This window comes from Pedococcus sp. P1_H8, assembly GCF_056405175.1.
Window position 1 is genome coordinate 21,003 of the sequence record NZ_JBFUCP010000013.1, and the last position, 26,043, is coordinate 47,045.

The window sequence follows — 26,043 nt, forward strand, 5'->3', positions numbered from 1 at the left end:
GTCGAGGACCAGAGGAGGCTAGGCGCGCCGCCCTACTCTGACCTAGCTGCAGCCGCTGGTGCTTCCGCAGCCTTCGCAGACGTAGCAGGAGCCGGCGGGGCGCATCTTGGTGCCGCAGGTCATGCACATCGGGGCGTCGGCGGAGATGCCCTGGAACTTCTCCAGGAGCTCGGCGGACGAGTGGACGTCGACCGAGACCTCGCGGGCGCTGGCTGCACCGGCGCCGGACTTCACTGAGTCGGCGTCGAGTGCCTTGCCCTCGACCGTGGGGGTCGAGGACGCAGCAGCGGCCGGCTTGGTGACGGGGGCGGACTGGCTGAAGTTCTCCAGCTCGTCCTCGAGCTCCTCGTCCGACTCGTCGGCCTCGGTGTCCTGGTAGGACCCGGTCTCGAGCTGGCGAGCGCGCTCGGAAGCGGTGTGGATGCCCATGAACGAACGGGTGTCGAAGTCCATGTGGTCCAGCGCCAGGCGGCGGAACACGTAGTCCATGATCGACTGCGCCATCCGCACGTCGGGGTCATCCGTCAGGCCAGCAGGCTCGAACCGCAGGTTGGTGAACTTCTCGACGAAGGTCTCCAGCGGCACGCCGTACTGCAGGCCGATGCTGACCGCGATCGAGAACGCGTCCATCACGCCGGCCAGGGTCGAGCCCTGCTTGCCGAACTTGAGGAAGATCTCGCCCAGGTCGCCCGACTCGTAGGTGCCGGCGGTGAGGTAACCCTCGGCGCCACCCACGGCGAACGACGTGGTCTGCGAGGTCCGGCGCTTCGGCAGACGCTTGCGCACCGGGCGGTACTCGACGACCCGCTCGATCTTGGCCTCGGCCGCAGCCGTCACCTTGTCAGCGGCAGCGTCCTTGGCGGTCGACCCACCATCGGACAGCGGCTGGCCGACCTTGCAGTTGTCGCGGTAAACCGCGATCGCCTTGAGGCCGAGCTTCCAGCCCTGCATGTGGACGTCCTCGATCTCCTCGACCGTGGCGTTCTCGGGCAGGTTGACCGTCTTGGAGATCGCGCCGGAGAGGAACGGCTGGACGGCCGCCATCATCCGCACGTGGCCCATGGCCTCGATCGACCGGGCGCCCATGGCGGTGTCGAAGATCTCGTAGTGCTCGGTCTTGAGGCCGGGAGCGTCGATGACGTGACCCTTGTCGGCGATGTACTCGACGATCGCCTCGATGGTCTCGCCGGTGTAGCCCAGCTTCTTGAGCGCGCGCGGGATGGTCAGGTTGACGATCTGCATCGACCCGCCACCGACGAGCTTCTTGAACTTCACCAGCGAGAAGTCGGGCTCGATGCCGGTCGTGTCGCAGTCCATCATGAAGCCGATGGTGCCGGTCGGGGCGAGCACCGACGCCTGGGCGTTGCGGTAGCCGTTCTTCTCGCCGACCTTGACCACGTCGTCCCACGCCTTGGAGGCGGCGCGGTGGATCGCGGTGTCCATCGTGTCGAGCGGACGGATCGCGTCGTTGGCGCTCTGGTGCTTGCGCATCACGCGCTTGTGGGCGTCTGCGTTGCGGGCGTACCCGGCATACGCACCGACGACGCCCGCCATCTCGGCGGAGCGCTTGTAGGCGGCACCGGTGAGCAGCGAGGTGATGGCCGCAGCCAGCGAACGCCCACCCTCGGAGTCGTAGCCGTGACCGGTCGCCATGAGCAGCGCGCCGAGGTTGGCGTAGCCGATGCCCAGCTGGCGGTAGTCACGCGTCGTGTCGCCGATCGCCTCGGTCGGGAAGTCCGCGAAGCAGATCGAGATGTCCATCGCCGTGATGACGAGCTCGGCGACCTGCTGGAACTTCTTGGCGTCGAACGTGTCGTCGTCCTTGAGGAACTTGAGCAGGTTGAGCGAGGCCAGGTTGCACGAGGAGTTGTCGAGCGACATGTATTCGGAGCACGGGTTGGACGCGGTGATCCGGCCGGTCTCGGGGTTGGTGTGCCAGTCGTTGATGACGTCGTCGTACTGGATGCCCGGGTCGGCGCACTCCCACGCGGCCTCGGCCATCTTGCGGAACAGGTCACGCGCGTCGACCGTCTCGATGACCTCACCGGTGTTGCGGGCGCGCAGCCCGAACTCGGTGCCGTCCTCCACAGCCTTCATGAACTCGTCGCTGACGCGGACCGAGTTGTTGGCGTTCTGGTACTGGACACTCACGATGTCCTTGCCGCCGAGGTCCATGTCGAAGCCGGCGTCACGCAGCGCGCGGATCTTGTCCTCCTCGCGCGCCTTGGTCTGGACGAACTCCATGATGTCGGGGTGGTCGACGTCGAGCACGACCATCTTGGCCGCACGACGGGTCGCGCCACCGGACTTGATCGTCCCCGCGGACGCGTCGGCGCCACGCATGAAGGAGACCGGGCCGGAGGCCGTGCCACCCGAGCTGAGCAGCTCCTTGGACGAACGGATCCGCGACAGGTTGAGGCCGGCGCCGGAGCCGCCCTTGAAGATGAAGCCCTCTTCCTTGTACCAGTTGAGGATCGAGTCCATCGAGTCGTCAACGGCGAGGATGAAGCAGGCGGAGACCTGCTGCGGGCTGTGCGTGCCGACGTTGAACCACACCGGCGAGTTGAAGCTGAAGACCTGGTGCAGCAGCGCATAGGTCAGCTCGTGCTCGAAGATCTCGGCGTCCTCCGCGGAGGAGAAGTAGCCGTGGTCCTTGCCCGCCTTGACGTAGGTCAGCACGACGCGGTCGATGAGCTGCTTGAGCCCCGTCTCACGCTTCTCGGTGCCGAGCGCCCCGCGGAAGTACTTGGTGGTGACGATCGTGGACGCGTTGACCGACCAGAAGTCGGGGAACTCGACCCCGCGCTGCTCGAAGATCGTCTCGCCGGTCTTCCAGTTCTGCTGGACGACGTCGCGCTTCTCCCACGTCACCTCGTCGTACGGGTGCACACCAGGGGTGGTGTAGATCCGCTCAACCTTCACGCCCTTGCCAGCGCTCTTGCGAGCACCTGCCCGTGCGCCTGCGGTTTCAGTCATTCTCGTGGCCTCCCTAGCCCCTGGGTGTTGCTTCAATTGATTGTCTCGTGCGGCACTGACAGTGCCGCGATGCCTCGTGGTGGAAATGCTCAGTGGTGTACGTGCTCAGTGGTGCGTTGCCCTTGGTGGTGCGTCGCCTGTGGCCGTGCTTCTCGTCTGGTTTCTCGTCGTGCGTGGCCGTGCGGGAAGGTGCGTATGCCGCGGGGCCTAGCCCGGCGGCATACCCGCCTGGGTCTGTGGTCGCGACCGCGGCTCCGGCTCGGTGCCGGTGGCGTCGCGCTCGGCGCGCAGCAGGGTGATCGCACCCTCGAAGTCCTCGAGGCTGTCGAAGGCCTGGTAGACGCTGGCGAACCGCAGGTAGGCGACCTCGTCGAGCTCGCGCAACGGTCCGAGGATCGCCAAGCCCACCTCGTGGGCCTCGACCTCGGCCTGCCCCTGCTGGCGGATGCACTCCTCGACCCGCTGGGCCAGGATCGCGAGGTCGTCCTCGGTGACCGGACGGCCCTGACAGGCCTTGCGGACGCCGACGAGGACCTTGCTGCGGCTGAACGGCTCGTTGGCGCCGGAACGCTTGGTGACCGTCAGGCTCGCCGTCTCGATGGTGGTGAAGCGACGACCGCACTCGGGGCACTGGCGACGCCGGCGGATCGAGCTGCCGTCATCGGTCGTGCGCGAGTCCATCACGCGGGAGTCGGTGTGCCTGCAGAACGGGCAGTGCATGTCGGTCTCCTCCCGGTGCTGATGGGCCAATTTGGTGCGGATCCGGCCCCGCCCTGTGGACGGAACTGGGGACTTGCTGGGGACAACGTGTGGACAACCCGCCCTAGCCTGTGCACTACATGTGGACGAACTACAGCGGTGTAACCACTAGATGTAGGGATAGTGTGCCTCCCTGTGACCTAGGACGCAAGCCGTTCCCGGAAACTTGTGTCGAAGTGTGCATCGCCGCAGGTCAGAGGCTTGCGGCGGCGCGGCGCGACACGCCGAAACTGGTGCTGGTGTGACTGGTGTGACGTCAGAGGCACCCAGATGTGGGGTGTGCCCCGAATCGACTCCCCTACATGTGGTGGACGGGCGGTTTCGCGGCGCACCAACCTCGCCAGGCGGCGTCGAGAGGGTGGCAGATCGACGCTTTGGCCTGTCCTGGGAGCGGTTTGCCACGCTCTCGGCGGCACGGGGTGTCGGTCCGTGGTGCTTTGCTGGGACGCGTGAGGGAATCGGAGACATGGGAGACGCATCCGGTGACGCCGGACCGGTTCGAGGACTTCGCCGACGTCATCAACAAGAACCGTCGCTCCAACCACTGCTGGTGCCTGTCCCACCGCCTCCAGGCCAAGGAGATCGAGGAGCTCGGCGGCACGGGCACGCGCGCCCGCGAGCGCGCCATGCGCAGCCTGTGCGAGCGCGAGCACCCGCCGGGAGTCGTGACCTATCTCGATGGCGAGCCGGTCGGCTGGTGCAACATCGGCCCGCGCTCGGAGATCACCCGGCTGGCGAAGTCCGCGCTGATGCGTCCCGTCGACGACCTGCCCGTCTGGAGCATCGTCTGCATCGTGGTGCGTTCGGGCTTCCGCAGGCGTGGCGTCACCGAGCACCTCATCGAGGGTGCCGTGGCGTATGCCGCGGCAAACGGCGCGCCGGCCGTCGAGGCCCACCCGGTCGATCCCGGCGACCAGCGGATGGATCTCACCATGGCCTTCGTCGGGACGCGCGGCATGTTCGAGAAGGCCGGGTTTGCGGTCGTCGGCACCACCGACGCGGTCGCCAGCAAGCTGCCGCGCCTGGTCATGCGCCGCACCCTCAGCTGAGCGGCGCTCCCTCCTGCAAAAGGCGAGTTGGCGCCGCGTCCTCGACCGGGCCACGCGCCATCCACGGCACCTTCGTGCAAACGGACGATGTCGTCCGCAAAGGCACGGAGGATCGTCAGAGCATGGCCACGATTCCTCAGGACGACTGGCGCCGGCGACCCGGCATCTTCTTCGCCGTCAACGTGATCTCGATGTCGGCGCTGCTCGTCGCCGTGCTGATCTACTCCAAGGACCCCGAGCCGAGCCGGCTGTACTGGTCGTTCTCGTTCCAGTCGGTGGTGCCGTTGTGGGTGCCGTGGGCAGGGGCGCTGGGCGGGGCGACGATCAGCCTGGTCGGGATCGTCAAGCACGCCCACAACTGGGACCCCGACTACTACCTGTGGCACCTCGCGCGTCCGCTGCTCGGCGGAGTGTGCGGCACCATCGGCGTGCTGATCGTGGTGCTGCTCATCAAGAGCGTGACCGCCTCCCCCGCGACGCCCGCCAGCGGTGGGGCGGCCGCCGCGGTGCCGGTGGCCTACGACGGGCCGGGCATCGCCATCTTGGCCGTCATCGCGTTCGTCATCGGCTTCCGCGAGGAGACCTTCCGCCACCTCATCGAACGCGTCGCCGACGTCATCCTCGGTCCGGGCGCGGCCACCACCAAGGACATCGTCGCCTTCGTGCCGCGCAGCCTCGACCTGACCACGACGGGCACCAACCCGGTGGGCAGCACTGTCCACCTTTTCAACGGCAGCAAGGACGCGCTCGGCATCGCGGCTGGCTCGCTCGTGGTGGAGCCGTCGACGGCCGGGTTCGTCGCCGCGCTCGAGACCGAGGGCGCCATCGCCCCCGGCGACGCGGTCTCCGTGACCGTGACGTGGACGCCGGCCGGGCCCGGCACGGCGACCGCCAAGCTCACCGCACAGCTCGGCGGGTATGCCGCGGACGTCCAGCTGCGGGGCGTCAGCACCTGAGCGGGTGGCTCAGGCCGCGTCAGGCTGCTTGACGCCAGTCACCAGCAGCCGGGTCACTCCCCCTGGCGAGCGATCGCGCGCAGCCTGAGCGCCAGCGCGACCAGGCACGGGAACGTCACGGTGACGATGACGACGCGCTGGGCCAACCCGGCATACCCCTGAAGTGGCGCGTCCTCGGGGATCGCGAAGGCGCCGAGCGTCACGAACCCGACCAGGGCCAACAGCCCCGCGACCAGGGTCCAGCGCGGCAGCAGGTCGCCCCATCGCGGATCGGCGCGCAGGCTGCGCGACAGGGCGAGCAGCGCCAGCCCTGAGCTGAGGAAGAAGGTCACGCCTCCCACGAAGTGGAGCCCCGGGTCGTAGGCGACGCCCTGGGCGTCCTCCTCGATCGGAAAGGCCGCGGCGACGAACAGTCCGGCGCTGCACAGCCCGAGGAAGGCCGGGCCCAGCCAGCTCAGCCGGCTCCGACTCCGGCTCCGGGCGACTCCACGACGCATGCCCAGCGCGAACGCCGCCATGAGGACGCCGAACACGACGAAGCTCGCCTGCTGCACCCAGCCGTGCGGTCCGGCCTCGAGATTGCTGACCGGCTCGCTGACCCAGTCGTAGGTGTCGCGGCGGGCCCACTGCTGGACGAGGAACGCCGTGGTGAAGAGGACGGGCCCGGTGATGCCGGCGAGGGCAGGCCAGCGCAGGCCTGCGGTGCCGGCGTGGGTGGCCCCGCCGGTGGTGGTGGCGGCAGGGGTGGTCTGCTGCGCGGAGATCGAGGTGGTCATGGCTGCCTCCTGGTCGGATGAGTGCTCATGCCCTCGACGCTACGAAGCGCCCGGCCCGCTCCGCGTCGGTCGATCCGCCCACTCAGCTGTCACCTGGAATGGGTCGATCGACCCATCAGGCCCTTGTTCACGGAGTAGTCGATGAAGGTGGCGTACTCGCTCTGCCGGACGCCCTTGTGGGTCAGCTCGATGTCCTGCTCGAACCCGTCGAACAGGCGCTTGCCCCCGCCGAGGATGACCGGGGCCACAATGATCGACAGGTCGTCGACGAGCCCGGCGGCCAGCGCCTGCCGGATCAGGTCGGCGCCGCCCATCAGATGCACGTCCTTGTCGCCGGCGGCGGCCTGCGCCCGCTCGACGGCCTCGGCCAGGCCGTCGACGAAGGTGAACGCATCGCCCTCGGGCTGGTCCTCCGGTCGGTGCGTGACGATGAAGAACGGCACATCCCAGGGGTTCTGGTCACCCCAGTGCCCTGCGGCCTCGTAGGTCGCGCGTCCACCGACCACCGCGCCGAAGTTGGCCATGGCCTCGTCCATCCACGCCTGGTCGACCTCTCCCATCTGGCCGGTCGGCTCCTCGTCATAGGTCCACGGCCCGCCGAACACCCAGTAGTGCAGCCGCTCGCCGCCCTCGCCGAGCCCCTTGGCCGGTCCGTCGTCCGGCCCGGTGACGTAACCGTCGACCGACATCGTGATCCCCGAGATGACCTTGCCCATGCCTGCCGCCTTCCGTGGTCCGTGCCCACTGGTGCGCGTCGGCCCGGCGTTCGTATCGTCCTGGTGTTCCTGTCAGCAGTACCGACCAGCCACGGTGCGCGAACTCATCGGTCCCTCAGGCTGGGCCGCCCTCGGACTGCGCCTTGAGCCCCGCCGACTCCATCGCGAGGTAGCGCTCGGTGAGCCCGCGATAGAGCCTGCCGACCAGCGAGCCCAGGATCCCGCTCTGCTCCACCGAGAGCCGGACCCGGCTGCCACCACCGGGCAGCGCCTCGACCGAGTGCCTCGCCGTGGTGAGCGCTCCCGGTCCGGCCGACACCCACGTGAACATCCGCCCCGGGTCGAACTCGGTCACCACCCAGTCCACCGTCGGGACCTTGGGCTGGCTGATCTTGGCCGTCGAGCCCGTCCGCAACGGGCCGTCCTCGAGGCGGCGCACCCACCGCACCGACTCGGTCCAGTCCGACCAGTGCTCGACGTCCGTGAGCACCTGCCAGACCCGCTCCGGCGAGGCGGCGATGTCAACCGTCGTGCTCTGCTCCACCCCTCCATGGTCGCGCACCTCTCGGCGGTATTCGAGAGGCTGTCGGCGATATTCGAGAGGATGGCGCCATGGATCACGCCAGCGTCCTCGCCCAGCGGCTGGCCACCCAGCGGCTCAGCTCGGCGCCGCTCCCCCGTGCCGCCGACGCCGTGCGGCTGCTCACCTGCGTGCAGAGCCAGGAGCGCGACCACGCCTTCTACTCCCTCGCGATGCGCTCCCGCAAGGACCGGTATGCCGCGGTGCAGCGAGAGTTCGACGCCGGCGCCTTCGTGCGCACCCACATCCTGCGGCCGACCTGGCACTTCGTCGCGCCCGAGGACCTGCGCTGGATCCTCGCCCTCACCTCGCCGCGAGTGCTGTCGAGCATGGGAGCGCGGCACCGCCAGCTCGGCCTCGACGACACCAAGCGTCTCGGCGACGGGTTCGAGCTGCTCGCAAAACTGTTGCAGGACAAGCACTTCCTGACTCGACCCGAGCTCGGCGAGGCGTTCGTCGGGCGCGGCTCCCCCATCAAGCCCGGCGAGCAGCTCGGCCACCTGCTCATCGTCGCCGAGATGCGCGGGCTGGTCTGCTCGGGGCCGATGAAGGGCGTGCACCACTCCTATGCCCTGGTCGACGAGGTCATCGCGCCGACACCAGAACGCGGCCGCGACGAGGCCGTGGTCGAGCTGGTGCGGCGGTTCTTCAGCGGCCACGGGCCTGCTTCGGTCAAGGACTTCACCCGGTGGGCGACCATGACGGTCAGCGACACCAAGGCAGCGCTCGCGCAGCTCGGTGACGCACTGCGGGAGGTGGAGATCGCCGGCATCCCGCACTGGTTCGACCCCTCGCAGGTGCGCCGGGTCTCCCGTGCCGCGCCCGCGGCATACCTCTTCCCGACCTATGACGAGGCCGTGCTGACCTATCCGCAGGTGAACTTCTCGGCGCTGCCCGACCACCCCTATGCCGAGCACACCGACCCGTTCTGGGCGAGCGTGGTGCTCGACGGCACGAACGTGGGGCTCTGGAAGCGGACGGTGCGACCCGACGCCGTCCAGGTCGAGGTGCGCCTCGCTCCGGCCGTCTCGACGCGAGGGCGCACGCAGGTTCGGGTCGCGGCCCAGCGGCTGGCGGGGTTCCTCGGACGCGACCTGTCGTTGGTCGAGAACGAGGGCACCCCGCACCTGTGGGGCGGCGAGCTCGGCCACCCCGCACGCAGGCCGAGGCGGGCCGACCGCTGAGCGGTCGGGCTTCAGCCGACGGCGGGGATGAGCAGCGTCTGGCCGGCGTGGACGTTGCTGTCGGTCAGGTCGTTGGCGATCTGGAGCTGGGCGACCGCCTCGGCCATCGACAGCTGGGGCAGCTGCTCGACCGCGATCTGCGACAGCGTCTGACCGGACTGCACCGTGGTGGAGTGGTCGATCACGGTGGCGGAGGCGCCGCCCGAGAACACGGCGATCGCCAGCGCCACGGCGGCGATGACAACGGTGAGCGTGATCGCCAGACGGGCGGCGCGGGTCAGGCGCAACGGGGCGGCCGGAGCCACCACGACCTCTGCGCCGGTGGGCACCGAGACCAGGCGGGGGCGAGCCGGGCGAACGGGAACCCGCACCGGTGCGGGGGCGACGTCCCAAGCGACTGCTGCACTCATCAGGTCCTCCATCGTGGCGTGCGCTGTTGTGGCTGTGGTGTGTCGTGCTGCGTTCCTCGAACGGATGTGCGAAGAACTGCTTGACTGATTTCTAGCACGCATGTTCGAATCAATCAAGACACGCGTCGAACACATGTTTGGCACAGGCGTTCGAAGGCCATACGCTGTGTTCATGCCGCAAGCACATCAGAGGGCACTGACAACGCCTCGGCGAGCACCCGGCATATGGCACCTGACCTGCACGTTTACCTGAAAACTGCTCAAGTGAGGAAGCGGCATGAGCGACGACAACGTCAAGGAACTGCCCGACCGCGATCGCGGTGACGGGCTCACCGTCCGGCAGCGACGGGTGCTCGAGGTGATCCGCAACTCGGTCGACCGGCGCGGATACCCGCCGAGCCTGCGCGAGATCGGCGAGGCGGTGGGGCTCACCTCCCCCAGCTCGGTCGCCCACCAGCTGTCCACCCTCGAGCGCAAGGGCTTCCTGCGCCGCGACCCCAACCGGCCGCGCGCCATCGAGGTCGTCTCGCCCGACTCCCCCGCCGACATGCGGGGCTACCGCGGCGGCGCCTCGACCGAGGACGAGACGGCGACCTACGACGAGACGGGGTCGGGCGACCAGCGTCCTGCCGCGGCCTACGTGCCCGTGCTCGGCCGCATCGCGGCCGGCGTGCCGATCCTGGCCGAGGAGACCGTCGAGGACGTCTTCCCGCTCCCCCGCCAGATCGTCGGCGAGGGGCAGCTGTTCCTGCTCCAGGTCGTGGGCGACTCGATGATCGAGGCCGCCATCTGCGACGGCGACTGGGTCGTTGTGCGCCAACAGCCCACGGCCGACAACGGCGACATCGTCGCGGCGATGCTCGACAACGAGGCCACCGTCAAGACGTTCAAGCGCAAGGACGGCAAGGTGTGGCTGATGCCGCACAACCCGGCTTTCGACCCCATCGACGGAGACCACGCCACCATCCTCGGCAAGGTCACGGCGGTGCTTCGCCGGGTCTGAGCTCGACCCTCAGCCCCGGCGACGTGTGCCGCGGAGTGCCTCGTGCGCTCTGCGGCACACGTGCGTCCGGGCCCAATGGGGGGCGACCGAGGCGGCGCATCCGGGTCACCGGAGCTCAGCGCGGCTCGCGCCTCCTCCGTTCGGCTGATGGCCCCTCACCCGAACGGGCCCAACCAGGCCCGGTTCGCCGGTTGGCGTCCGCCGGTCCGTAACGGGCGACCCTCCACACCGTTCTCTTCACATGGAGGCCCATCCCGACCCCGATCTCACCGACCAGGTGCTCGGGTCCGAGATCGAACTGCTCGCGGACCTGATCGACGCCGCCAGCCACGCCTGCTCGCAGCTCAACCTGGACCAGATCGACGCGGCTCTCGGGGTCTGTCGGGCGCAGAGCCAGTTCCCCACCCAGTCGCCCAGTCAGTCACCCAGCGCGTCGAGGTAGTGCGTGATCTTGGTGGCGAAGCGTTCGCCACCGTCACCGTCGGCCCACAGCTCCCAGAGCTCGTTGTCGTCGGACTGCAGGGCCCGGTGCAACGCCCGGGTGGCGAGCTCCTCGAGCTGTTCGTCCACCTCGATGGGTTCCTCGTCGACCCACCAGGGCACATTGCGTTCTCCCACCACGGATTCGAAGTCGTCACACGCAGCCACGAGCACCGCGGCTGCCACCGCCTGCGACATGGTGGGCGCTTCGATGTACCCCGACGCGCGGACCACTTCGTCGAGGGCGGACTCGACCCTCTTGCGGCGTACGTCGGCCTCGGACTCCTCGAGCTCGTCGAGCAGGTCGAGCGCGTCGTCGTTCTCGAACGGCCCGGCTCCGGTGGCGCCCATCTCCCAACCTCCACGACGTGCGAAAGATGCTCCTTCGAGGGTGCCAAGAGACGGGGCGACGCGCCAGCCCTACTTTTGCGGAGTCATCCGTTGGTACCAGGCCGTGTCGACATAACGACCGAACTTGTGCCCGACCTCGCGCAGCACGCCCACCCGCTCGAAGCCGCACGCCACGTGCAGCGCCACGCTCGCGTCATTGGGCAGGGCGATCACCGCCACCTGGGTGTGCACCTCAGGTGCGGCGTCCAGCCGCGCCAGCAGCGCGGCATACAGGGACCGTCCGAGGCCGCGCCCGCGGGCGCCCTCCGCGAGGTAGACGGACACCTCCTTGGTGCCGTCATAGGCCGGCCGCGGGCGGAAGGCGCCGGAGAACGCGTACCCGAGCAGCTGCTCGTCCGCGCAGGCGACGAGGACAACGTTGCCGACACCGGTGGCTGCGAGCTTCTCGCCGAGGTATGCCGCGCCGCGGGGTTCGGTGTCGAAGGTCGCCACCGAGGTCCGGACCTGGTCGTCGTAGATGGCCGCCATGGCGGGAAGGTCCGCCTGCGTCGCGTCTCGCACGACGATTGCGCGGCCGCCGTCCGGGGCAATGCTGCTCATATCGGCGATGCTAGGGGGATGAGCGACGAGCACGGTCACAGCCACGGCACACACGACTCGGCTGACGCGGCGAAGCTGCCCGACCCCGACCGCGGTGGGCACACGGACCGCCAGGCTCTCTGGGACGAGCGGTATTCCGCCCAGGAGCACGTCTGGAGCGCGACCCCCAACGCCGAGGTGGAACGGATCGTGGGCGGCTGGCCACCCGGTCGCGCCCTCGACCTCGGCGCCGGCGAGGGACGTCACGCCGTGTGGCTGGCCACGAAGGGCTGGCGGGTGACGGCGGTCGACTTCTCGGCGGTGGGCCTGGCCAAGGGCGAGAAGGAGGCGTCCAGCCGCGGGATCCGGGTCGACTGGGTGGTGGCGGACGCCCGGTCCTGGCACCCGGCGCCGCAGGTTCACTACGACCTCGTCCTCGTGTCCTACCTGCACCTGCCCTCCGACGTCGTCTCGCGGACCCGGACCTGGCTGACACCGGGAGGTGCGCTGGTGGTCGTCGGACACGGACTGCGCAACCTCACCGAGGGGGTCGGCGGCCCGTCCGACCCGGCGCTGCTGCACACACCCGAGCAGCTGCGCGCAGCGGCCGGGGACCTGCAGATCGAGCGGTGCGAGGAGTACGTGCGGCCCACCGACCACGGCGAGGCGATCGACGTCGTGCTGATAGCCAGGCGGCCGACCGGCTGAAAACTAGGCCGCCAGCCGGTTGAGCAGTTCCTCGAGGGTCGGGGCGAGCGGCGCGTCGAGCTGAGCGGTGGCCTCGCCATCGCCGCGGGTCGGCCCCCGGGTGATGATCGCGACCGGGATGCCGAGCGCGGCAGCGCGGCGGACGAAGCGGTAGCCGCTCATCACCTTCAGGCTGGAGCCCAGGACCACCAGCGCGCTGGCCTGTTCGGTGAGGCGAAAACACTTCTCCACCAACGGTTTCGGCACTGACTCGCCGAAGAACACGACGTCCGGCTTGAGCGTGTCGTGGCCACAGACGAGACACAGCGGCGTGCGGAAGGCGGCGACGTCGAGATCGTTGAGCACGATGTCGCCGTCGGGTCGGATCTCGTCGCTGGTCACCGTGTAGGTGGGGTTGCTCTCGCGCATGCGGTCGTCGAGGTCCCAGCGGGAGGTGCGGTCGCCACAGGTCAGGCACACGACCCGCGCCAGCGACCCGTGCAGCTCCTCGACGTCGGTCGCGCCCGCGCGCTGGTGCAGGCCGTCGACGTTCTGGGTGATGACCGGGCCGACCAGCCCACGGTCCTGGAGCCTCGCGACGGCCTCGTGACCGGAGTTGGGCCGGGCCCGGTTGAACCGTTGCCACCCGACATAGCTGCGCGCCCAGTAGCGCTGCCTCGCCTCGGAGGACCCCAGGAACTCGGCGTACTGCATGGGCGTCACGCGACGGGTGCCGTCCGGGCCTCGGTAGTCCGGGATGCCCGAGTCGGTGGAGATGCCGGCGCCGGTCAGGACGAGGACGTTGCCGCGCTCCAGCAGGCCAGCGATCACGCTCAGCTGGTCGGTCGAGGGCGCCTGCTCAGTCGCAGCCGGCGGGACGGTCAAGTCCGGCTGGCCGGTCGCGGAGGCGGTCTGCGTCACGCGGCAAGGGTACGTCGGGTCAGGACCTCCCGAGGAGTCGGCGCTTCGCCGAGTCGACCAGGGCCGCCCTCGCCACCTGCGGATCGGCGACCTCGGCGTGCGGCGGAGCGGGCGGGCTGTCGCGGGTCACGAGCTCCGGACAGTGCGCCCGGACCTGGGCGTCGGCCACGAGGTAGCCGTGGCGCTCGAGGATCTGCTGCTCCTCGCGGCTGAAGGCATCGAGGTCGGTGCGGATGGCGTTGACCAGCTCGGTGGTGTCGCGGGGATAGGAGCCCTCGACGACCGTGTCGAGCGCCCACGACGTGCCGCGGAGCGCACCGCGCGCATAGCCGGCCTGCAGCCACCGACTGCGCACGGACTGGCCGCCGCTGGTGGCGATCCCGAGGATCCGCAGCGTGCGGCCGAGGACAGTGCGCTCGGTGCGCGCCCGGAAGACCCCACCGCCATCACTGACCAGGACGGTGGCGTGCCGCTTCCAGACCGGCTCGAGCCCGAGGTTGTCATAGACCCCGCCGTCGGTCAGCCTGATGCGCCGCAGGATCGAGGCGCGATCCTCCTCCGGCTCGAGGCCGCGATGTCCGCCGGTGAGGTGCATCGCGACCCCGTCCAACACCATCGCCGCGAAGAACGGCGGGAAGCCGCAGGAGGCCGCCACGATGTCGGCGATCCGCAGCCCCGCCGGCGGCGCGGCATACCCAAGGCGGTAGTCCCCCACGCGCCCGTGGGGACGATGCGCGCTCGGGCCCTCGAAGACCCAGTCCACGCCGTAGCCGATCTCGGTTGCGCCAGTCACCACCCCCGGACCACGAGTCTCGTTGTCCCGCAACGGTTTCGACCACCAGGGGACGGTCGCAGCGAGTTCGTCGGCCAGCGCCCGGATGGCCGCGTCGGGAGCGAACCACCTCCACGGCGCGGCCTTGGACAGCAGCGCCGGGGTGCGGATGTTGCGGGAGGTGAGCCGCTGGAGCGGCACGGCGACACACTCCTCGAAGCCCTCCACGACACCGCCCGCCGCCGGGAACTCCAGCTCCGGGTCGGCGAGCAGGTTGGCCACGATCGAGCCGCCGGAGACCCCGCTGACGGTGGCGAGCTGCGACAGCACCCCGAGCTCGTTGAGCCGGCGAACGGCACCGAGGTGGAACAGGGCTGCGCGGTAGCCGCCACCGGACAGACACAGCGCCACCCCCGTCCGGTGCGGCGACGGGGACTCCTGCGGGTATGCCGCGTCGCCGGGTCCAGGCGCATCGCCGGGTCCAGGCGCGTCACTCTCGGTGGCAGCGCGCTCCGTCGCGTGGGTCGTGCTCGTCGGCTCGGGCTTCATCGTGGACCCGATGAAAGCAGAGGCCGGGGACACCCGCCCGCCGACGCCCCTCCCGCACTTGTTGCCGCCAGATCGTCACGGGACCCCCAAATCGGTGTCCGGTGACCACGAGAGCGCAACAAGTCGAGGCCTCCTGGACTTGTTGCCGCCAGATCGTCACGGGACCCCCAAATCGGCGTCCGGTGACCACCAGGACGCAACAAGTCGGGGAGGCTGCGGGCGACGGTGGGTGGGAACGCCGGCCGCGACCCATCACGGAGGCGTCAACAACTAACGATCTGGATAACGAACGGTTATGCTTCAGGCATGATCGACGCCGCAGGTCTCCGTGTCATGAAGGCCATCGCCGACGAGGGCAGCTTCACCGGGGCTGCGCTGTCCCTCGGCTACTCCCAGCCCGCGATCTCGCAGATGGTGCGCCGCCTCGAGCAGCGCACCGGCACCGTGCTGGTCGAGCGAGTCGGCCGCAACGTGCGCCTGACCGAGGCCGGCCAGGTGCTCGCGCGCCACGCCGTCGCCGTGCTGTCCGCTCTCGATGCCGCCGAGGAGGAGGTCGCCGCCATCGCGGGCCTGCGCGCCGGACGGGTCCGCCTGATGGCCTTCCCGTCGAGCTCGGCCACCCTCGTCCCGCGCGCGCTCGCGCTCGTGAAGAAGCGGTTCCCGGACGTCCAGGTCACCTTCACCGAGGCCGAACCCCCGGAGTCGCTCGCTGCGCTCAAGGCCGGCGAGTGCGACCTCGCGGTGGCCTTCGCCTACGAGGGCACGGATCTCGGCCGCGGCGAGGAGGACATGGACCTGTTCGTCACCCACAAGCTCCTCGACGACGAGGTCCGCCTCGCCCTCCCCCGCGACCACCCGCTCGCGACCCTGGACATGGTGGACCTGTCTGCCCTGGCGCAGGAGAACTGGATCGCGGGGTGCCCCCGCTGCCGCGGCCACCTCCTGCAGATGTGCGCGACGGCCGGGTTCTCCCCCCATGTCGGGTTCGAGACCGAGGACTACGTGGCCGTGCTCGGGCTGGTCGCCGAAGGCCTGGGCGTGGCCCTCATCCCCGACCTCATCCTGCGCACCGCCCACCACCACGACGTCGTCACCCTGCCGATCAACCCGGCCTCGCGACGGTCAATCAGCGTTGTCACCACGGCCGACCTGCAACGGGTCCCGGCCGTCCAGGCCACGATCGAGGCCCTCGTCGAGGCCGCAAAGGCGAAGCCCCGCGTCCTCGCCAGCACCTGACCGGCCCAGCGACCCGCCGGGGCGCTCATCGTCTCCGCCAGGTGACGGCAACGTCGTCGCCGCGAGCCACCACGGCGATGTCGCCGCGCTGATCGGTGCGATAGACGGCATGCCCGTTGCGACGCAAAGCTTCCAAGGCCTTCGGTGACGGGTGGCCGTAGTCGTTGTCCGCGCCCACGCTGATCACCGCGATGGGCGAACGCACCGACTCCAAGAGGATCTCGTCGAGATTTCCGGAGCCGTGGTGGGCCACCTTCACGACGTCGAAGCGCAACGCCTGCGCCGACATCGACGAGCTGCGCCGCAGCTCAAGGAGCACCGCGTGGGCCGCCTCGCGCTCCACGTCGCCGAGCAGCAACAGGTCGACGGGGCCGGACCGCACCGCCAGGACCACGCTGGCGTTGTTGGGCACCGAACCCGACGCGATCCGGCGCGCCGGCCACCACACGTCTGCGGTGACACCCGGCCAGGCGAGGTGGTCACCGGCATACAGGTCACGGATGGGTATGCCGCGTGCCCCGGCCCACGCCTGCACCTCCGTCCACTGGTAGGACGGTTCGCGGACCGGGCTCGCGAGGATCTCGCGCACCTCGCGGCCTGCCAACGCACCGGGGAGCCCGTCGACGTGGTCGGCGTGAAAATGGCTCAGGACAACCGAATCCAGCACCGAGACGTGGAGGCGGCGCAGGCAGGAGTTGATTGCGACGGGGTCCGGCCCCGCATCCACCAGCACCGCGTGACCGGGGGTCGTGGCGAGGACCAGCCCGTCCCCCTGCCCGATATCGCAGGCCACGAAGCGCCAGTCCGGCGGCGGCCAGGTGACCGCGGACGTCGGAGCCGCCGCCGCGAGCACGAGCAGGCACGCACTTGCGGCGAGAATCGGGTGCAGCCGCGCGCGGTGGGTCCACCACCTGCCGTTGACGAGCACGATGACGGTCACGACAGTGAGCAGGATCGCCCCCGGGGCACCATCCGGCCAGGGCAGCGTGCCGCCCGGGAGGGTGGCGCACGTGCGGGCGACCCAGGCGATCGCCAGAACCGGCAGGGCACCGACCCAGCACAGGAGCCTCCCCCCGAAAGGCCAGATCGGGGCCACGGTCGCGGCGGCGACTCCGGTCACGGTCGCGGGTGCGACCAGTGGTGCCGCCAGCAGGTTGGCCAGCACCCCCACGACGGAAACCGAACCCTGGAGCAGTACGACCACCGGTGCGCACATCGCTTGTGCCGCAACAGGAATGGCTATCGCGGGCCCCCACCCACGGATGCGGCCCGGGAGTCGGCGCCCGATCGCCTCTCCCCAGCTGCGGGTGAACAGCAGCAGTCCCAGGGTCGCGAGCGTGGACAGGGCGAAACCGTAGGACCGGCTGAGCCAGGGGTCGACGACCAGCAGGACGACCACCGCCGCCGACAGGACGGGTATGCCGGCTGCGCGCCTCGAGCGGCTCAGCCCGATCAACCCGATGGTCCCCATCGTTGCGGCCCTGATGACACTGGGCTCGGGGCGGGCGAGCACCACGAAGCCCGCCAGCACGAGAACCGCCACGAGCGGCCGCCAGCGACGGCGCACGCCAGCCAGCGAGGCGCCCCCGAGCGCGAACGCCAGGACGATGGCGACGTTGCTGCCCGACACGGCCGAGAGATGGGTCATACCGGTCGCGAGCATGGCGTCGGTGAGGTCCTGAGGAGTCCGGCTGGTGTCTCCGATGACCAGTGCAGGCAGCAGACCGCGTGCATCAGCCGGCAAGGGCGAGGCCGCCTCGCGCAGGCCCGACCGGAGGTGTTCGGCCGCCTTGGCGACCGGTCCCGGTGCAGACAGCGAACGAGGTGGGCCGCGAGGTCGCAGGACCGCCACCACATCGTCACCGGGCTCGGCCCCGAGCAGGGTGCCCTGGACCTGCACCCGCTCGTGCCAGCGCACGGCCTCCCAACGCTCATCGGCCACGACGAGCACGGGCGTCGACACCCGCGCAGCCCTCCCCCGTCCGGTGACCTCATCGACGCGGAGCGTGAACCGCACGCTCGCGCCGTCCAGTTGGCGGCCACCCACGACGACGGGATCCCTGGTCACGACACCGGACACGGTGACCATGGCGCGCTCGGCGGCAAGGGCCTGGACCGGTCCCGCCTCACGCGAGGACACGTGGGCGGCTGTGGCAATGATCACCAAGGCCACCGCACCCAGGACCAGAGCGCCCAGCGCGGCCGCTGGAGGTGCGGGCGTCCGGGCACGACGCCAAGGCGGCCCCCAGACCAGGGCAGCGGCGACCCCCGCACTGCCCACGGCGGCGACGACCAGGAACAGGGGCCGGACGCCGAGCGTGGCGGCGCTGACTGCCCACGCCGTCAGCGCGGGAACCAGCATGCGCAGGTCCAGCAACCGCGGCTGGTCGGCTCTCCGCCGGACCTGTCCGGGGGGCCTGCTCACACCGTCACCTTGGGTTGTAGGGCGGCGAAGATCTTCTCCCCGATCCCACTGACCTCCCCGAGCTCGTCGACCGAGGCAAAGCGTCCGTGTTCGCTGCGCCAGTCGATGATCCGCTGGGCGAGGACGGGCCCGACGCCGGGCAAGTCCTCGAGCTCAGTCGCGGACGCGGAGTTGAGGTTGACCCGCACGGCTGCTCCCGGGACACCGCCCGTGGCCGCGCTGCCCACGCCACCAGCCGAGCTCGCCGCGCCCACCCCCGAGCCCGGGCCTGCTGTCCCGGCCGGGGCAGCGACGACCTCGCCCGGCTTGGGTACGCGCAGCTGCTCGCCGTCGACCAACGGGCGCGCCAGGTTGATGGCGGCGAGGTCCGCCCCCTTGCGGGCACCCGCCTTGGCCACGACGTCGGACACCCGCGACCCCGCAGGCATGGTGAACACGCCAGGCCGCTCGACCTGGCCGACGACGTGCACCGTCACCGTCCCGGCCGGCGGACCACCGCCACCTGAGCCCGTGCTCGACGAGGCGAACACGCTGCCTGTCGGACTCCTGTTCCCGAGCGCCGAACCCGACTGCGACGGCGCCACCACCTGTGGCGTGCTCGCCGCCCTGGCCCAGGCCACTCGGGCTCCGAAGCCCACCGCCGCCACGAGCACCACGAGCAGGAGACCTGCCGCCGCGGCGCGTGGGCCGCTGAGGCGGGCGCCTCGCAGCGACGAAGGGATGGTCAGGAACCGCGGACCGGGTGGGACGGGACGCCGGTGCCGACCACCCCGCACGCCGGTCGGCGGTCGCGCCGGGCCACTGGCCGGCTGGGCCGCCGCACCTGTCTCGATCCACCTCCGCTCGGGCAACCACGGGACCACCTCGGACCGTGGCGACCCAGGCGAGGCGGGCGAGGCGGGCGACCCGGGCGAGGCGGACGACCCGAGCGACCCGAGCGACCGCCCAGGCAAGGAACGATCAGTAGTGCGGGCTGCGGCCTCCAGCAAGGCCCGCGCGCGGGCTGAGGTTTCCGGCGGTCGGCGACGAGACGGCATACGGGCACGCTAGGAAGCCGACCGCGCGCGCGACACGTCGTCGCAGCGGCCCTGTGGACAGTGTCCCGAGCCGGCTCAGCCTGTGGACGACGCATCCCGTCGCGCCGAGATCCACAGCTCGATGTTGCGCCGGTGCCGGTAGATGACGAGCAGGGCGAGGACCACGCACCAGGCGCCGGTCTCACGCGTGCCCACCGGCACCCACCGAAACCAGGTCAGCACTCCCAGCACCAGCAGCAGCAGGCACGCCGACACCGAGGCCCCCGCCACCCAGCGCATCCGCCAGACGAGCAGGCCGAAGACGACGAGCATGCCCACCCCGAACCACGGCTGCACCGCGAGGATCGCCCCCAGCGAGGTGGCCACCCCCTTGCCGCCCTGTCCCCTGAGGAACGGCGACCAGATGTGGCCCAGCACGACGGCGAGGCCGACCCACAGCCCGGTGACCGGCCCGAGGAAGTGTTGTGCGACCAGGACCGGCAGCAGACCCTTGAGGACGTCGAGGACGCCGACGACCACTCCCCACCTGGCACCCAGGACGCGTCCGGCGTTGGTCGCCCCCGGGTTGCCCGACCCCGCGTGGCGCAGGTCCTTGCCGAGGATCCTCGCCAGGATCGTCGCGGGGTTCACGGCTCCGACGACAAAGGCAGCCACCGAGGCCGCCACGACCTCCACCAGCTCCCCCGTCGACACGTCCGCCACTGCCCTCACGGGCTCGGCCGGGGCGACACGGCGACGGCGATGGTGCCGGGGCCGACGTGGGCGCCGACGACGGCGCCCAGCTCGACGACCTGCACCGCACCCTGGCCGGTCTCTCCCCCGTCGCCCGCGTCCGCGACGTGGGCGACCCGTTGACGCAGGCGTCCGGCGAGGTCCTCCGCCCGGCTCTGGGAGTCGAGGTGGTGCACCGCGATGTCGACGAGCGACCCGGCCTTCTCTGCGGATGCCGCGGCCGACACGGCAAGCTCCTCGAGCCGGGCGAGGGCGCGCGACGACGTGCGGACCTTCTCCAGCGGTCGGATGCTGCCGTCGACGAGCCCGAGGATCGGCTTGATCGCCAGGGCTGACCCCAGGAACGCCGAAGCCGAACCGATCCGGCCGCCCCGTCGCAGGTGCTCGAGCGTGTCGACGTAGAACACCACGGTCGACGCTTCGGCTCGCGAACGCGCCTGTGCTGCAACGTCTTCCAACGACCCGCCCTGCTCGGCCAACTCTGCCGCGGACAGCACCGCATACCCCATGGCCATGCCGAGCGACCGCGAGTCGACCACGGTCACCGGCACCGGCGACTGCTGCGCGGCGAGGTGGGCCGACTCGATCGTCGAGGACATGTCGGCCGAGATGTGCACCGAGACGATCCCGTCGGCTCCGCCGGCGGCAGCCTTCTCGTAGGCGTCGAGGAACGCCTGAGGGGATGGCCGCGACGTGGACACGGGCTTGAAGGCGCGCAGCGCGGCCGCCACTTCCGCGGTCGTGATGTCCACGCCTTCGCTGAACTCCGTGCCGCCGACGATCACGTGCAGCGGCACCACCTGGATCGAGTGCGCGTCGAGCTCCGACCCCGGCAGGTATGCCGTGGAGTCAGTGACGATCGCGATGCTCACGAGCGCAGGCTATCGGTGCGACAGAGCGAGGGTGCCCCATGGCTCGCGATGGCTGACCCGACAAGGGTGCGCTTCACCCGAGAACGGTTCTCGGGTGAAGCGCAACAAAGTCCCTAAACCCGATAAAGGGGCGGCGGGGGTCAGGCGGGGACGACGTTGACGAGCTTGGGGGCTCGCACGATCACCGTGCGGATGCCGCCCTCGGTTGCGGCGAGGACCTTCGGCAGCGCCAGCACCTGCTCGCGCAGGGCGTCCTCGCTGATGTCGGCCGGCACCTCGAGGCGGTCGCGGACCTTGCCCTTGATCTGCACCACGCAGGTGACGGTGTCCTCGACGAGCAGGGCCGGGTCGGCCACCGGGAAGGGCTCGAAGGTGATCGACTCGTCGTGACCGAGCCGTTGCCACAGCTCCTCTGCGATGTGCGGGGCGAGCGGCGCCACCATGACGACCAGCTTCTCGGCCGCCTCGCGTGGCACTGCGTCGAGCTTGGTCAGCGCGTTGTTCAGCTCGATGAGCCGAGCGATGGCCGTGTTGAACCCCAGCGTCGGGAAGTCCTTGGACACCGCGTCGATGGTCCTGTGCAGGACTCTGGCCGTCGCGTCGTCCAGGGGCACGTCGGCCACCCGCACAGCGCCGGTCTCCTCGTCGATCACGTTGCGCCACAAGCGCTGCAGGAACCGTTGCGCGCCGACGACGGCTCGCGTCTCCCACGGCTTGCTCAGCTCGAGCGGACCCATCGACATCTCGTAGACGCGCAGCGTGTCGGCGCCGTACTGCTCGAACATCTCGTCCGGGCTGACGACGTTCTTGAGCGACTTGCCGATCTTGCCGAACTCACGCGTGACGGGTTGGCCCCGCCACGTGTAGGACGTCTCGCCACTGGCGTGGTCGGGCACCTCGACGACCTCGGAGGCCTCGACGGGCTGGCCTCTGTCGTCACGGTAGGCAGGCGCCTGGATGTAGCCCTGCGAGAAGTACTTGCGGAACGGCTCGTCACTGCTCACGTGACCCAGGTCGTGCAGCACCTTGTGCCAGAAGCGCGCATAGAGCAGGTGCAGGACGGCGTGCTCGACGCCACCGATGTAGAGGTCGACCCCACCCGGGTCGACGACCCCCTCGGGCGAACCCACGACGGGCGTCTCCCTCGGGCCCATCCAGTAGGACTCGTTCTCGGGGTCGACGAAGGCCTCGTCGTTCGCGGGATCGAGGTATCGCAAGTAGTACCAACAGGATCCTGCCCAGTTGGGCATGGTGTTGGTCTCGCGGCGGAACTTGCGCAGGCCGCGGCCGTCGCCCAGGTCGAGCTCAACGTTGACCCAGTCCTCGACCCTGCCGAGAGGTGGCTCGGGCTGGCTGCTCGCATCCTCGGGCTCGAACGTCTTGGGTGAGTAGTCCGGGACGTCCGGCAGCTCCACCGGAAGCATCGAGTCGGGCACGGCGTGGCTGACGCCGTCCTCGTCGAAGACGATCGGGAACGGCTCACCCCAGTAGCGCTGTCGGCTGAACAGCCAGTCGCGCAGCTTGTAGTTGACCGTGGGCTGGCCGAACCCCTTGTGCGCCAACCACTCGATGATCGTCGCCTTGGCCTCGGCGACGCCCATGCCGTCCAGCGACACCTCGTCGTTGGCCGAGTTGATCGCCGGCCCCTCACCGGTGAACGGCTCGTCCTCCGGGTGGCCCTCCGACGGCTGCACGGTGCGCACCCGCGGCAGCCCGAACTGCCCGGCGAAGTCCCAGTCGCGCTGGTCCTGCCCCGGCACCGCCATGATCGCGCCGGTGCCGTAGCCCATCAGGACGTAGTCCGCGATGAACACCGGGATCCGTTGCCCGTTCACGGGATTCGTTGCGAACGCGCCGGTGAAGACGCCGGTCTTGTCCTTGCCCTCGGTCTGCCGCTCCACGTCACTCTTGCGTGACGCCGCCAGCCGGTATGCCGCGACGGCGGCGGACGGCGACGCCTCGCCTCCGGTCCACACCGGGTTGGTGTCCGGCGCCCAGTCGCCCTGCGGCACCACGGAGTCGACCAGGGGGTGCTCGGGAGCCAACACCATGAAGGTGGCACCGAACAACGTGTCCGGCCGGGTGGTGAAGACCTCGATGGACGCGTCCTGTCCGACGACCGGGAAGGTGACCCGCGCACCCTGGCTGCGACCGATCCAGTTGCGCTGCATGGCCTTGACCTTGTCCGGCCAGTCGACGCGGTCGAGGTCGTCAGCCAGCCGGTCGGCATACGCGGTGATGCGCATCATCCACTGCCGCAGGTTCGTCTTGAAGACGGGGTAGTTGCCGCGCTCGGAGCGCCCGTCGTTGGTGACCTCCTCGTTGGACAGCACCGTTCCCAGGCCGGGAGCCCAGTTGACCGGCGCCTCGGAGGTGTAGGCCAGGCGGAACATGTCGAGGATCGAGGCGCGCTCGGCCTCGTCCATCTCGGCCCACGAGTGGCCCTCGCCGTTCATCGCCCAACGGCTGCCACCCTCCTTCTCGAACTCGGCGATGAGCTCGGAGATCGGCCGGGCGCAACCCTTCCCGCCGTCGGGGCGCACGGCCTCAGGGTCATACCAGGAGTTGTAGATCTGGGTGAAGATCCACTGGGTCCACTTGTAGTAGCCGGGGTCGATCGTGGCGATGGTCCGCCGGTCGTCGTGACCGAGCCCCAGCCGGCGCAGCTGGCGCTTCATCACGACCATGTTCTCCTCGGTCGTCTTGCGCGGGTGCTGACCGGTCTGCACGGCGAACTGCTCGGCGGGCAGGCCGAACGCGTCGTAGCCCAGGCAGTGCAGGACGTTCTTGCCGGTCATGCGGTGGTAGCGCGCGAAGACGTCGGTCGCGATGTAGCCCAGCGGGTGCCCGACGTGCAGGCCCGCGCCGCTGGGGTAGGGGAACATGTCGAGGACGAGCAGCTTCTCGCGACCCGCGACCTTGTCGGGCTCGGCCCAGGGACCCGCGGGGTTGGGCGCGTGGAAGGTGCCCTCCTCCTGCCAGCGGTCCTGCCAGGCCAGCTCGATCGTCTGGGCCAGGTCGGCGGTGTAGCGGTACGGCGTCTCGCTCATCTCATCCTCACGTCTGCTTGTCGCTGAGCCCTGGCACAACTGGGCCATTACACAGAAAGACCCCTCACGCAGGAGGGGTTGGCCGCGGTGACGTGGACCGGGTGGTCCGGATCGTCAACGCGGCTCAGGAAGCAGCGACCGTGCCATGGGGAAAGGCTACCGCAGCGCGCTCTGAGCGAGCCAAGTCCCCGCCGTGTCGGCGCCCGGCGCCCTCCATCGCCTTTCGGCTACGTCGATCTGACGATGACAGGACGAGGTGGGGGTCGTACGTTTGGGCCATGCGGACAACGGACCGCGTCGTGGAGCTGGTGCGGCGGACAACCCCACACCTGGGGCTCGTCGGCGGGCTCCTGTTCTTCGCCTACTGGTTCGTCCGGGCCCGTGAGGTGGCACTGCCGCCCGGGGTCGGTGTCCTCCTGGACATCTCGACGGTCCTGCTGCTCGGCACCGCAGTGCTCGGTTACCAGCTGGAACAGGGCCTGGAGCCGGGCGCGTGGATCGGCTGGGCGGGCGTGGCCGCTGTCCTCGAGGGCCTGGTCTCCTCACAGGCAACGGTGTGCCTGGGCCTGTTCCTGCTGGGGGTCTCGATCGCCCGCTGCGGCGTCCACCCGCGGGTGCCGGGGATCATCATGGCTGCCAGCGGCATGACCCTCTTCCTGACCTACTTCCTGTCCTCGGGTTTCGGTCGCGGCTACGCCGAGGCCGGGCTGCTCGCCAAGGGCGTGATGGGGCTGGCCCTGGTCGGCATCGCCGCGTCGCTCGCAGACCTCCTCGTGCTCGAGCGCGGAACCGAGGCACACGCCCGCGCCTGAGGACCGGCGACAGGGTCAGTCCGGCGGTTCCTCGACGTCGTCCCCTTCATCGGCGCTCTGCAGGAGCACGTCACTGTCCAGGAGAACGGGCTCTTCGTATCCGGGCGGATTCGGCGGGTCCGGCGTCACGGGTGGGAAGATCGTCCCGTCGGCTTGCACGTGTGAACTGTTGGTCATGGGTGACCACCTCCGTCATCGTCTGGGATGCCCAGTGCATCTGGGTTCAAACCTGTCCACTGGCCATCGTTCCGGTTCATGCCGCGAGCGCCGCGTCCCCGAGACCCAGCCTCAGCCGGCCCAGGATCGAGGTCAACAGCCGCGACACCTGCATCTGGCTGACCCCTAGCACCCTGCCGATGTCTGACTGCGTCAGGTCCTCGGCGAAACGCAGCCGGACGATCAGCTTCTCGCGATCGGTCAGCTCCGCGACCGCCCTCCGCACCGACGTGCGCCGGAGCATCAGTTCGATGTCGGCGCTCTCGTCTGCCGCGACCTCGACGCGCGGGCCGCCGACGTCATCGGGGAGGTCGAGGGAGACGGCCCGGTAGGCGGAGCCACACTGACTGGCCAGGCTCGCCTCATGGCGGTCGAGGCCGAGCGCGTCGGCCATCTCGTCGGTCGTGGGCACACGGCGCAGACGCTGGGTGAGCTGGTCCTCCTCGGCGCCCAGTAGGGCCCGCACCTCCTGCAACCGGCGTGGAGGACGCACCGCCCAACCACAGTCGCGGAAGTGGCGCTTCACCTCTCCGGAGACGGTGGGCAGGGCGTAGGCGATGAAGCCGCTGCCACGACCGGTCCGGTAGCCCCGGACGGCCTTGACCAGCGCCAGTCGTCCCACCTGGACGAGGTCGTCGTGGTCGATCCCGCGTCCCCCGTAGCGGCGGGCCACCTGGTCCGGGACGTCGAGCGTCAGGAGGACCGCCTCCTCGCGCAAGGAGTCGACCTCGGCGCGACTGCTGGAACTGAGCGCCCGGACGAGCAGGGCTTCGGCACGGGCGTGCGGTCCTCGCCCGAGCTCGCCGCCGACGTCGTCGCAGGGGTCGGGAGGTGTCGACAGTGGGTCTGCGCGCATGGTGGTCCCGTCTCAGAAGGAGATCGGTGGCACCGCTGTTGGACCACGTGTTGTCGTGT

25 protein-coding genes are annotated in these 26,043 nt (G+C 70.0%); 8 read left to right on the plus strand and 17 right to left on the minus strand.

Features of this window, described 5'->3' with window-relative positions; genetic code table 11:
* Positions 1-42 precede the first annotated feature (42 nt).
* Both AC1DYG_RS16890 and nrdR read right to left on the minus strand, forming a co-directional pair.
* Positions 43-2,976 (minus strand): vitamin B12-dependent ribonucleotide reductase, encoded by a 2,934-nt coding sequence (locus AC1DYG_RS16890; protein ID WP_477641034.1) that lies wholly within the window; start codon positions 2,974-2,976, stop codon positions 43-45.
* A 207-nt stretch (positions 2,977-3,183) separates the two neighbouring features.
* A complete protein-coding gene (nrdR, locus tag AC1DYG_RS16895; RefSeq protein ID WP_477615318.1) occupies positions 3,184-3,696 on the minus strand; it encodes a transcriptional regulator NrdR in 513 nt (170 codons plus the stop codon).
* 521 nt (positions 3,697-4,217) lie between these two features.
* Between nrdR and AC1DYG_RS16900 the strand changes: the two genes are divergently transcribed.
* Positions 4,218-4,784 carry a GNAT family N-acetyltransferase gene (locus AC1DYG_RS16900; protein WP_477641035.1) on the plus strand — a complete coding sequence of 189 codons (567 nt, stop codon included), beginning with the start codon at positions 4,218-4,220 and terminating at the stop codon, positions 4,782-4,784.
* A gap of 122 nt (positions 4,785-4,906) precedes the next feature.
* Positions 4,907-5,740 (plus strand): hypothetical protein, encoded by an 834-nt coding sequence (locus tag AC1DYG_RS16905; protein WP_477641036.1) that lies wholly within the window; start codon positions 4,907-4,909, stop codon positions 5,738-5,740.
* Positions 5,741-5,793: 53 nt separating this feature from the next.
* Here the strand turns inward: AC1DYG_RS16905 and AC1DYG_RS16910 are convergent, their stop codons facing one another.
* The 3 genes from AC1DYG_RS16910 to AC1DYG_RS16920 all read right to left on the minus strand — a co-directional run bounded on the left by AC1DYG_RS16910 (position 5,794) and on the right by AC1DYG_RS16920 (position 7,776).
* A complete protein-coding gene (locus AC1DYG_RS16910; protein ID WP_477641037.1) occupies positions 5,794-6,516 on the minus strand; it encodes a DUF998 domain-containing protein in 723 nt (240 codons plus the stop codon).
* An 89-nt stretch (positions 6,517-6,605) separates the two neighbouring features.
* A complete protein-coding gene (locus tag AC1DYG_RS16915) occupies positions 6,606-7,232 on the minus strand; it encodes a dihydrofolate reductase family protein (RefSeq protein WP_477641038.1) in 627 nt (208 codons plus the stop codon).
* A 115-nt stretch (positions 7,233-7,347) separates the two neighbouring features.
* The gene (locus AC1DYG_RS16920; protein ID WP_477641039.1) at positions 7,348-7,776 is read right to left on the minus strand and encodes an SRPBCC family protein; all 429 of its coding nucleotides are present in this window, start codon (positions 7,774-7,776) and stop codon (positions 7,348-7,350) included.
* A gap of 68 nt (positions 7,777-7,844) precedes the next feature.
* On the opposite strand from AC1DYG_RS16920, the gene AC1DYG_RS16925 reads away from it, so the two are divergent.
* Positions 7,845-8,996: a winged helix DNA-binding domain-containing protein gene (locus AC1DYG_RS16925; RefSeq protein ID WP_477641040.1), complete on the plus strand. Its 1,152-nt coding sequence runs from the start codon at positions 7,845-7,847 to the stop codon at positions 8,994-8,996.
* An 11-nt stretch (positions 8,997-9,007) separates the two neighbouring features.
* Here AC1DYG_RS16925 and AC1DYG_RS16930 read toward each other — a convergent pair whose 3' ends face one another.
* Positions 9,008-9,406: a LysM peptidoglycan-binding domain-containing protein gene (locus AC1DYG_RS16930; RefSeq protein ID WP_477641041.1), complete on the minus strand. Its 399-nt coding sequence runs from the start codon at positions 9,404-9,406 to the stop codon at positions 9,008-9,010.
* A 277-nt stretch (positions 9,407-9,683) separates the two neighbouring features.
* On the opposite strand from AC1DYG_RS16930, the gene lexA reads away from it, so the two are divergent.
* Together lexA and AC1DYG_RS16940 are read left to right on the plus strand one after the other, a co-directional pair.
* The gene (gene lexA / locus AC1DYG_RS16935) at positions 9,684-10,409 is read left to right on the plus strand and encodes a transcriptional repressor LexA (RefSeq protein WP_477641042.1); all 726 of its coding nucleotides are present in this window, start codon (positions 9,684-9,686) and stop codon (positions 10,407-10,409) included.
* Positions 10,410-10,650: 241 nt separating this feature from the next.
* Positions 10,651-10,851 carry a hypothetical protein gene (locus AC1DYG_RS16940; protein WP_477641043.1) on the plus strand — a complete coding sequence of 67 codons (201 nt, stop codon included), beginning with the start codon at positions 10,651-10,653 and terminating at the stop codon, positions 10,849-10,851.
* On the opposite strand, the gene AC1DYG_RS16945 is transcribed toward AC1DYG_RS16940, so the two are convergent.
* Positions 10,827-11,240: a DUF4259 domain-containing protein gene (locus AC1DYG_RS16945; protein ID WP_477641044.1), complete on the minus strand. Its 414-nt coding sequence runs from the start codon at positions 11,238-11,240 to the stop codon at positions 10,827-10,829. The two genes, AC1DYG_RS16940 and AC1DYG_RS16945, sit on opposite strands and share 25 nt — an antisense overlap.
* Before the next feature lie 69 nt (positions 11,241-11,309).
* The gene (locus AC1DYG_RS16950) at positions 11,310-11,840 is read right to left on the minus strand and encodes an N-acetyltransferase family protein (RefSeq protein ID WP_477641045.1); all 531 of its coding nucleotides are present in this window, start codon (positions 11,838-11,840) and stop codon (positions 11,310-11,312) included.
* Between the two features lie 18 nt (positions 11,841-11,858).
* Here AC1DYG_RS16950 and AC1DYG_RS16955 point away from each other — a divergent pair, with 18 nt between their 5' ends.
* Entirely contained in the window at positions 11,859-12,527 is a 669-nt protein-coding gene (locus AC1DYG_RS16955; protein WP_477641046.1) for a class I SAM-dependent methyltransferase, read from the plus strand.
* Between the two features lie 3 nt (positions 12,528-12,530).
* Here the strand turns inward: AC1DYG_RS16955 and AC1DYG_RS16960 are convergent, their stop codons facing one another.
* Together AC1DYG_RS16960 and AC1DYG_RS16965 are read right to left on the minus strand one after the other, a co-directional pair.
* Entirely contained in the window at positions 12,531-13,427 is an 897-nt protein-coding gene (locus AC1DYG_RS16960; protein ID WP_477641047.1) for an NAD-dependent protein deacetylase, read from the minus strand.
* A gap of 19 nt (positions 13,428-13,446) precedes the next feature.
* Positions 13,447-14,748 carry a patatin-like phospholipase family protein gene (locus AC1DYG_RS16965; RefSeq protein ID WP_477641048.1) on the minus strand — a complete coding sequence of 434 codons (1,302 nt, stop codon included), beginning with the start codon at positions 14,746-14,748 and terminating at the stop codon, positions 13,447-13,449.
* Between the two features lie 306 nt (positions 14,749-15,054).
* Here AC1DYG_RS16965 and AC1DYG_RS16970 point away from each other — a divergent pair, with 306 nt between their 5' ends.
* Complete coding sequence (locus AC1DYG_RS16970) at positions 15,055-15,984, plus strand: LysR family transcriptional regulator (RefSeq protein ID WP_477641049.1); 930 nt, start codon at positions 15,055-15,057, stop codon at positions 15,982-15,984.
* A 25-nt stretch (positions 15,985-16,009) separates the two neighbouring features.
* On the opposite strand, the gene AC1DYG_RS16975 is transcribed toward AC1DYG_RS16970, so the two are convergent.
* The 5 genes from AC1DYG_RS16975 to leuS all read right to left on the minus strand — a co-directional run bounded on the left by AC1DYG_RS16975 (position 16,010) and on the right by leuS (position 24,100).
* Complete coding sequence (locus AC1DYG_RS16975; protein ID WP_477641050.1) at positions 16,010-18,409, minus strand: ComEC/Rec2 family competence protein; 2,400 nt, start codon at positions 18,407-18,409, stop codon at positions 16,010-16,012.
* Positions 18,406-19,272, minus strand: coding sequence for a ComEA family DNA-binding protein (locus AC1DYG_RS16980; protein WP_477641051.1), 867 nt, complete (start codon positions 19,270-19,272; stop codon positions 18,406-18,408). The genes AC1DYG_RS16975 and AC1DYG_RS16980 overlap by 4 nt, the downstream gene beginning before the upstream one ends.
* A 249-nt stretch (positions 19,273-19,521) precedes the next feature.
* Positions 19,522-20,139, minus strand: coding sequence for a glycerol-3-phosphate acyltransferase (locus AC1DYG_RS16985; protein ID WP_477641052.1), 618 nt, complete (start codon positions 20,137-20,139; stop codon positions 19,522-19,524).
* Positions 20,140-20,153: 14 nt separating this feature from the next.
* Complete coding sequence (locus AC1DYG_RS16990) at positions 20,154-21,050, minus strand: DegV family protein (RefSeq protein WP_477641053.1); 897 nt, start codon at positions 21,048-21,050, stop codon at positions 20,154-20,156.
* A 140-nt stretch (positions 21,051-21,190) separates the two neighbouring features.
* Positions 21,191-24,100, minus strand: coding sequence for a leucine--tRNA ligase (leuS, locus tag AC1DYG_RS16995; RefSeq protein WP_477641054.1), 2,910 nt, complete (start codon positions 24,098-24,100; stop codon positions 21,191-21,193).
* Positions 24,101-24,378: 278 nt separating this feature from the next.
* Here leuS and AC1DYG_RS17000 point away from each other — a divergent pair, with 278 nt between their 5' ends.
* Positions 24,379-24,912: a hypothetical protein gene (locus AC1DYG_RS17000; RefSeq protein ID WP_477641055.1), complete on the plus strand. Its 534-nt coding sequence runs from the start codon at positions 24,379-24,381 to the stop codon at positions 24,910-24,912.
* A 15-nt stretch (positions 24,913-24,927) separates the two neighbouring features.
* Here AC1DYG_RS17000 and AC1DYG_RS17005 read toward each other — a convergent pair whose 3' ends face one another.
* Together AC1DYG_RS17005 and AC1DYG_RS17010 are read right to left on the minus strand one after the other, a co-directional pair.
* On the minus strand, positions 24,928-25,089 hold the full coding sequence (locus AC1DYG_RS17005) for a hypothetical protein (protein ID WP_477641056.1): 162 nt from the start codon (positions 25,087-25,089) through the stop codon (positions 24,928-24,930).
* A gap of 76 nt (positions 25,090-25,165) precedes the next feature.
* Positions 25,166-25,984, minus strand: coding sequence for a sigma-70 family RNA polymerase sigma factor (locus tag AC1DYG_RS17010; RefSeq protein WP_477641057.1), 819 nt, complete (start codon positions 25,982-25,984; stop codon positions 25,166-25,168).
* Between the last annotated feature and the right edge of the window lie 59 nt (positions 25,985-26,043).

Bases quoted from the DNA above. Each gene is read 5' to 3' on its own strand.
- AC1DYG_RS16890 (WP_477641034.1), bottom strand. From the start codon at position 2,976: ATGACTGAAACCGCAGGCGCACGGGCAGGTGCTCGCAAGAGCGCTGGC.
- nrdR (WP_477615318.1), bottom strand. From the start codon at position 3,696: ATGCACTGCCCGTTCTGCAGGCACACCGACTCCCGCGTGATGGACTCG.
- AC1DYG_RS16905 (WP_477641036.1), top strand. From the start codon at position 4,907: ATGGCCACGATTCCTCAGGACGACTGGCGCCGGCGACCCGGCATCTTC.
- AC1DYG_RS16910 (WP_477641037.1), bottom strand. From the start codon at position 6,516: ATGACCACCTCGATCTCCGCGCAGCAGACCACCCCTGCCGCCACCACC.
- AC1DYG_RS16915 (WP_477641038.1), bottom strand. From the start codon at position 7,232: ATGGGCAAGGTCATCTCGGGGATCACGATGTCGGTCGACGGTTACGTC.
- AC1DYG_RS16925 (WP_477641040.1), top strand. From the start codon at position 7,845: ATGGATCACGCCAGCGTCCTCGCCCAGCGGCTGGCCACCCAGCGGCTC.
- AC1DYG_RS16930 (WP_477641041.1), bottom strand. From the start codon at position 9,406: ATGAGTGCAGCAGTCGCTTGGGACGTCGCCCCCGCACCGGTGCGGGTT.
- lexA (WP_477641042.1), top strand. From the start codon at position 9,684: ATGAGCGACGACAACGTCAAGGAACTGCCCGACCGCGATCGCGGTGAC.
- AC1DYG_RS16940 (WP_477641043.1), top strand. From the start codon at position 10,651: ATGGAGGCCCATCCCGACCCCGATCTCACCGACCAGGTGCTCGGGTCC.
- AC1DYG_RS16945 (WP_477641044.1), bottom strand. From the start codon at position 11,240: ATGGGCGCCACCGGAGCCGGGCCGTTCGAGAACGACGACGCGCTCGAC.
- AC1DYG_RS16950 (WP_477641045.1), bottom strand. From the start codon at position 11,840: ATGAGCAGCATTGCCCCGGACGGCGGCCGCGCAATCGTCGTGCGAGAC.
- AC1DYG_RS16955 (WP_477641046.1), top strand. From the start codon at position 11,859: ATGAGCGACGAGCACGGTCACAGCCACGGCACACACGACTCGGCTGAC.
- AC1DYG_RS16965 (WP_477641048.1), bottom strand. From the start codon at position 14,748: ATGAAGCCCGAGCCGACGAGCACGACCCACGCGACGGAGCGCGCTGCC.
- AC1DYG_RS16970 (WP_477641049.1), top strand. From the start codon at position 15,055: ATGATCGACGCCGCAGGTCTCCGTGTCATGAAGGCCATCGCCGACGAG.
- leuS (WP_477641054.1), bottom strand. From the start codon at position 24,100: ATGAGCGAGACGCCGTACCGCTACACCGCCGACCTGGCCCAGACGATC.
- AC1DYG_RS17000 (WP_477641055.1), top strand. From the start codon at position 24,379: ATGCGGACAACGGACCGCGTCGTGGAGCTGGTGCGGCGGACAACCCCA.
- AC1DYG_RS17005 (WP_477641056.1), bottom strand. From the start codon at position 25,089: ATGACCAACAGTTCACACGTGCAAGCCGACGGGACGATCTTCCCACCC.
- AC1DYG_RS17010 (WP_477641057.1), bottom strand. From the start codon at position 25,984: ATGCGCGCAGACCCACTGTCGACACCTCCCGACCCCTGCGACGACGTC.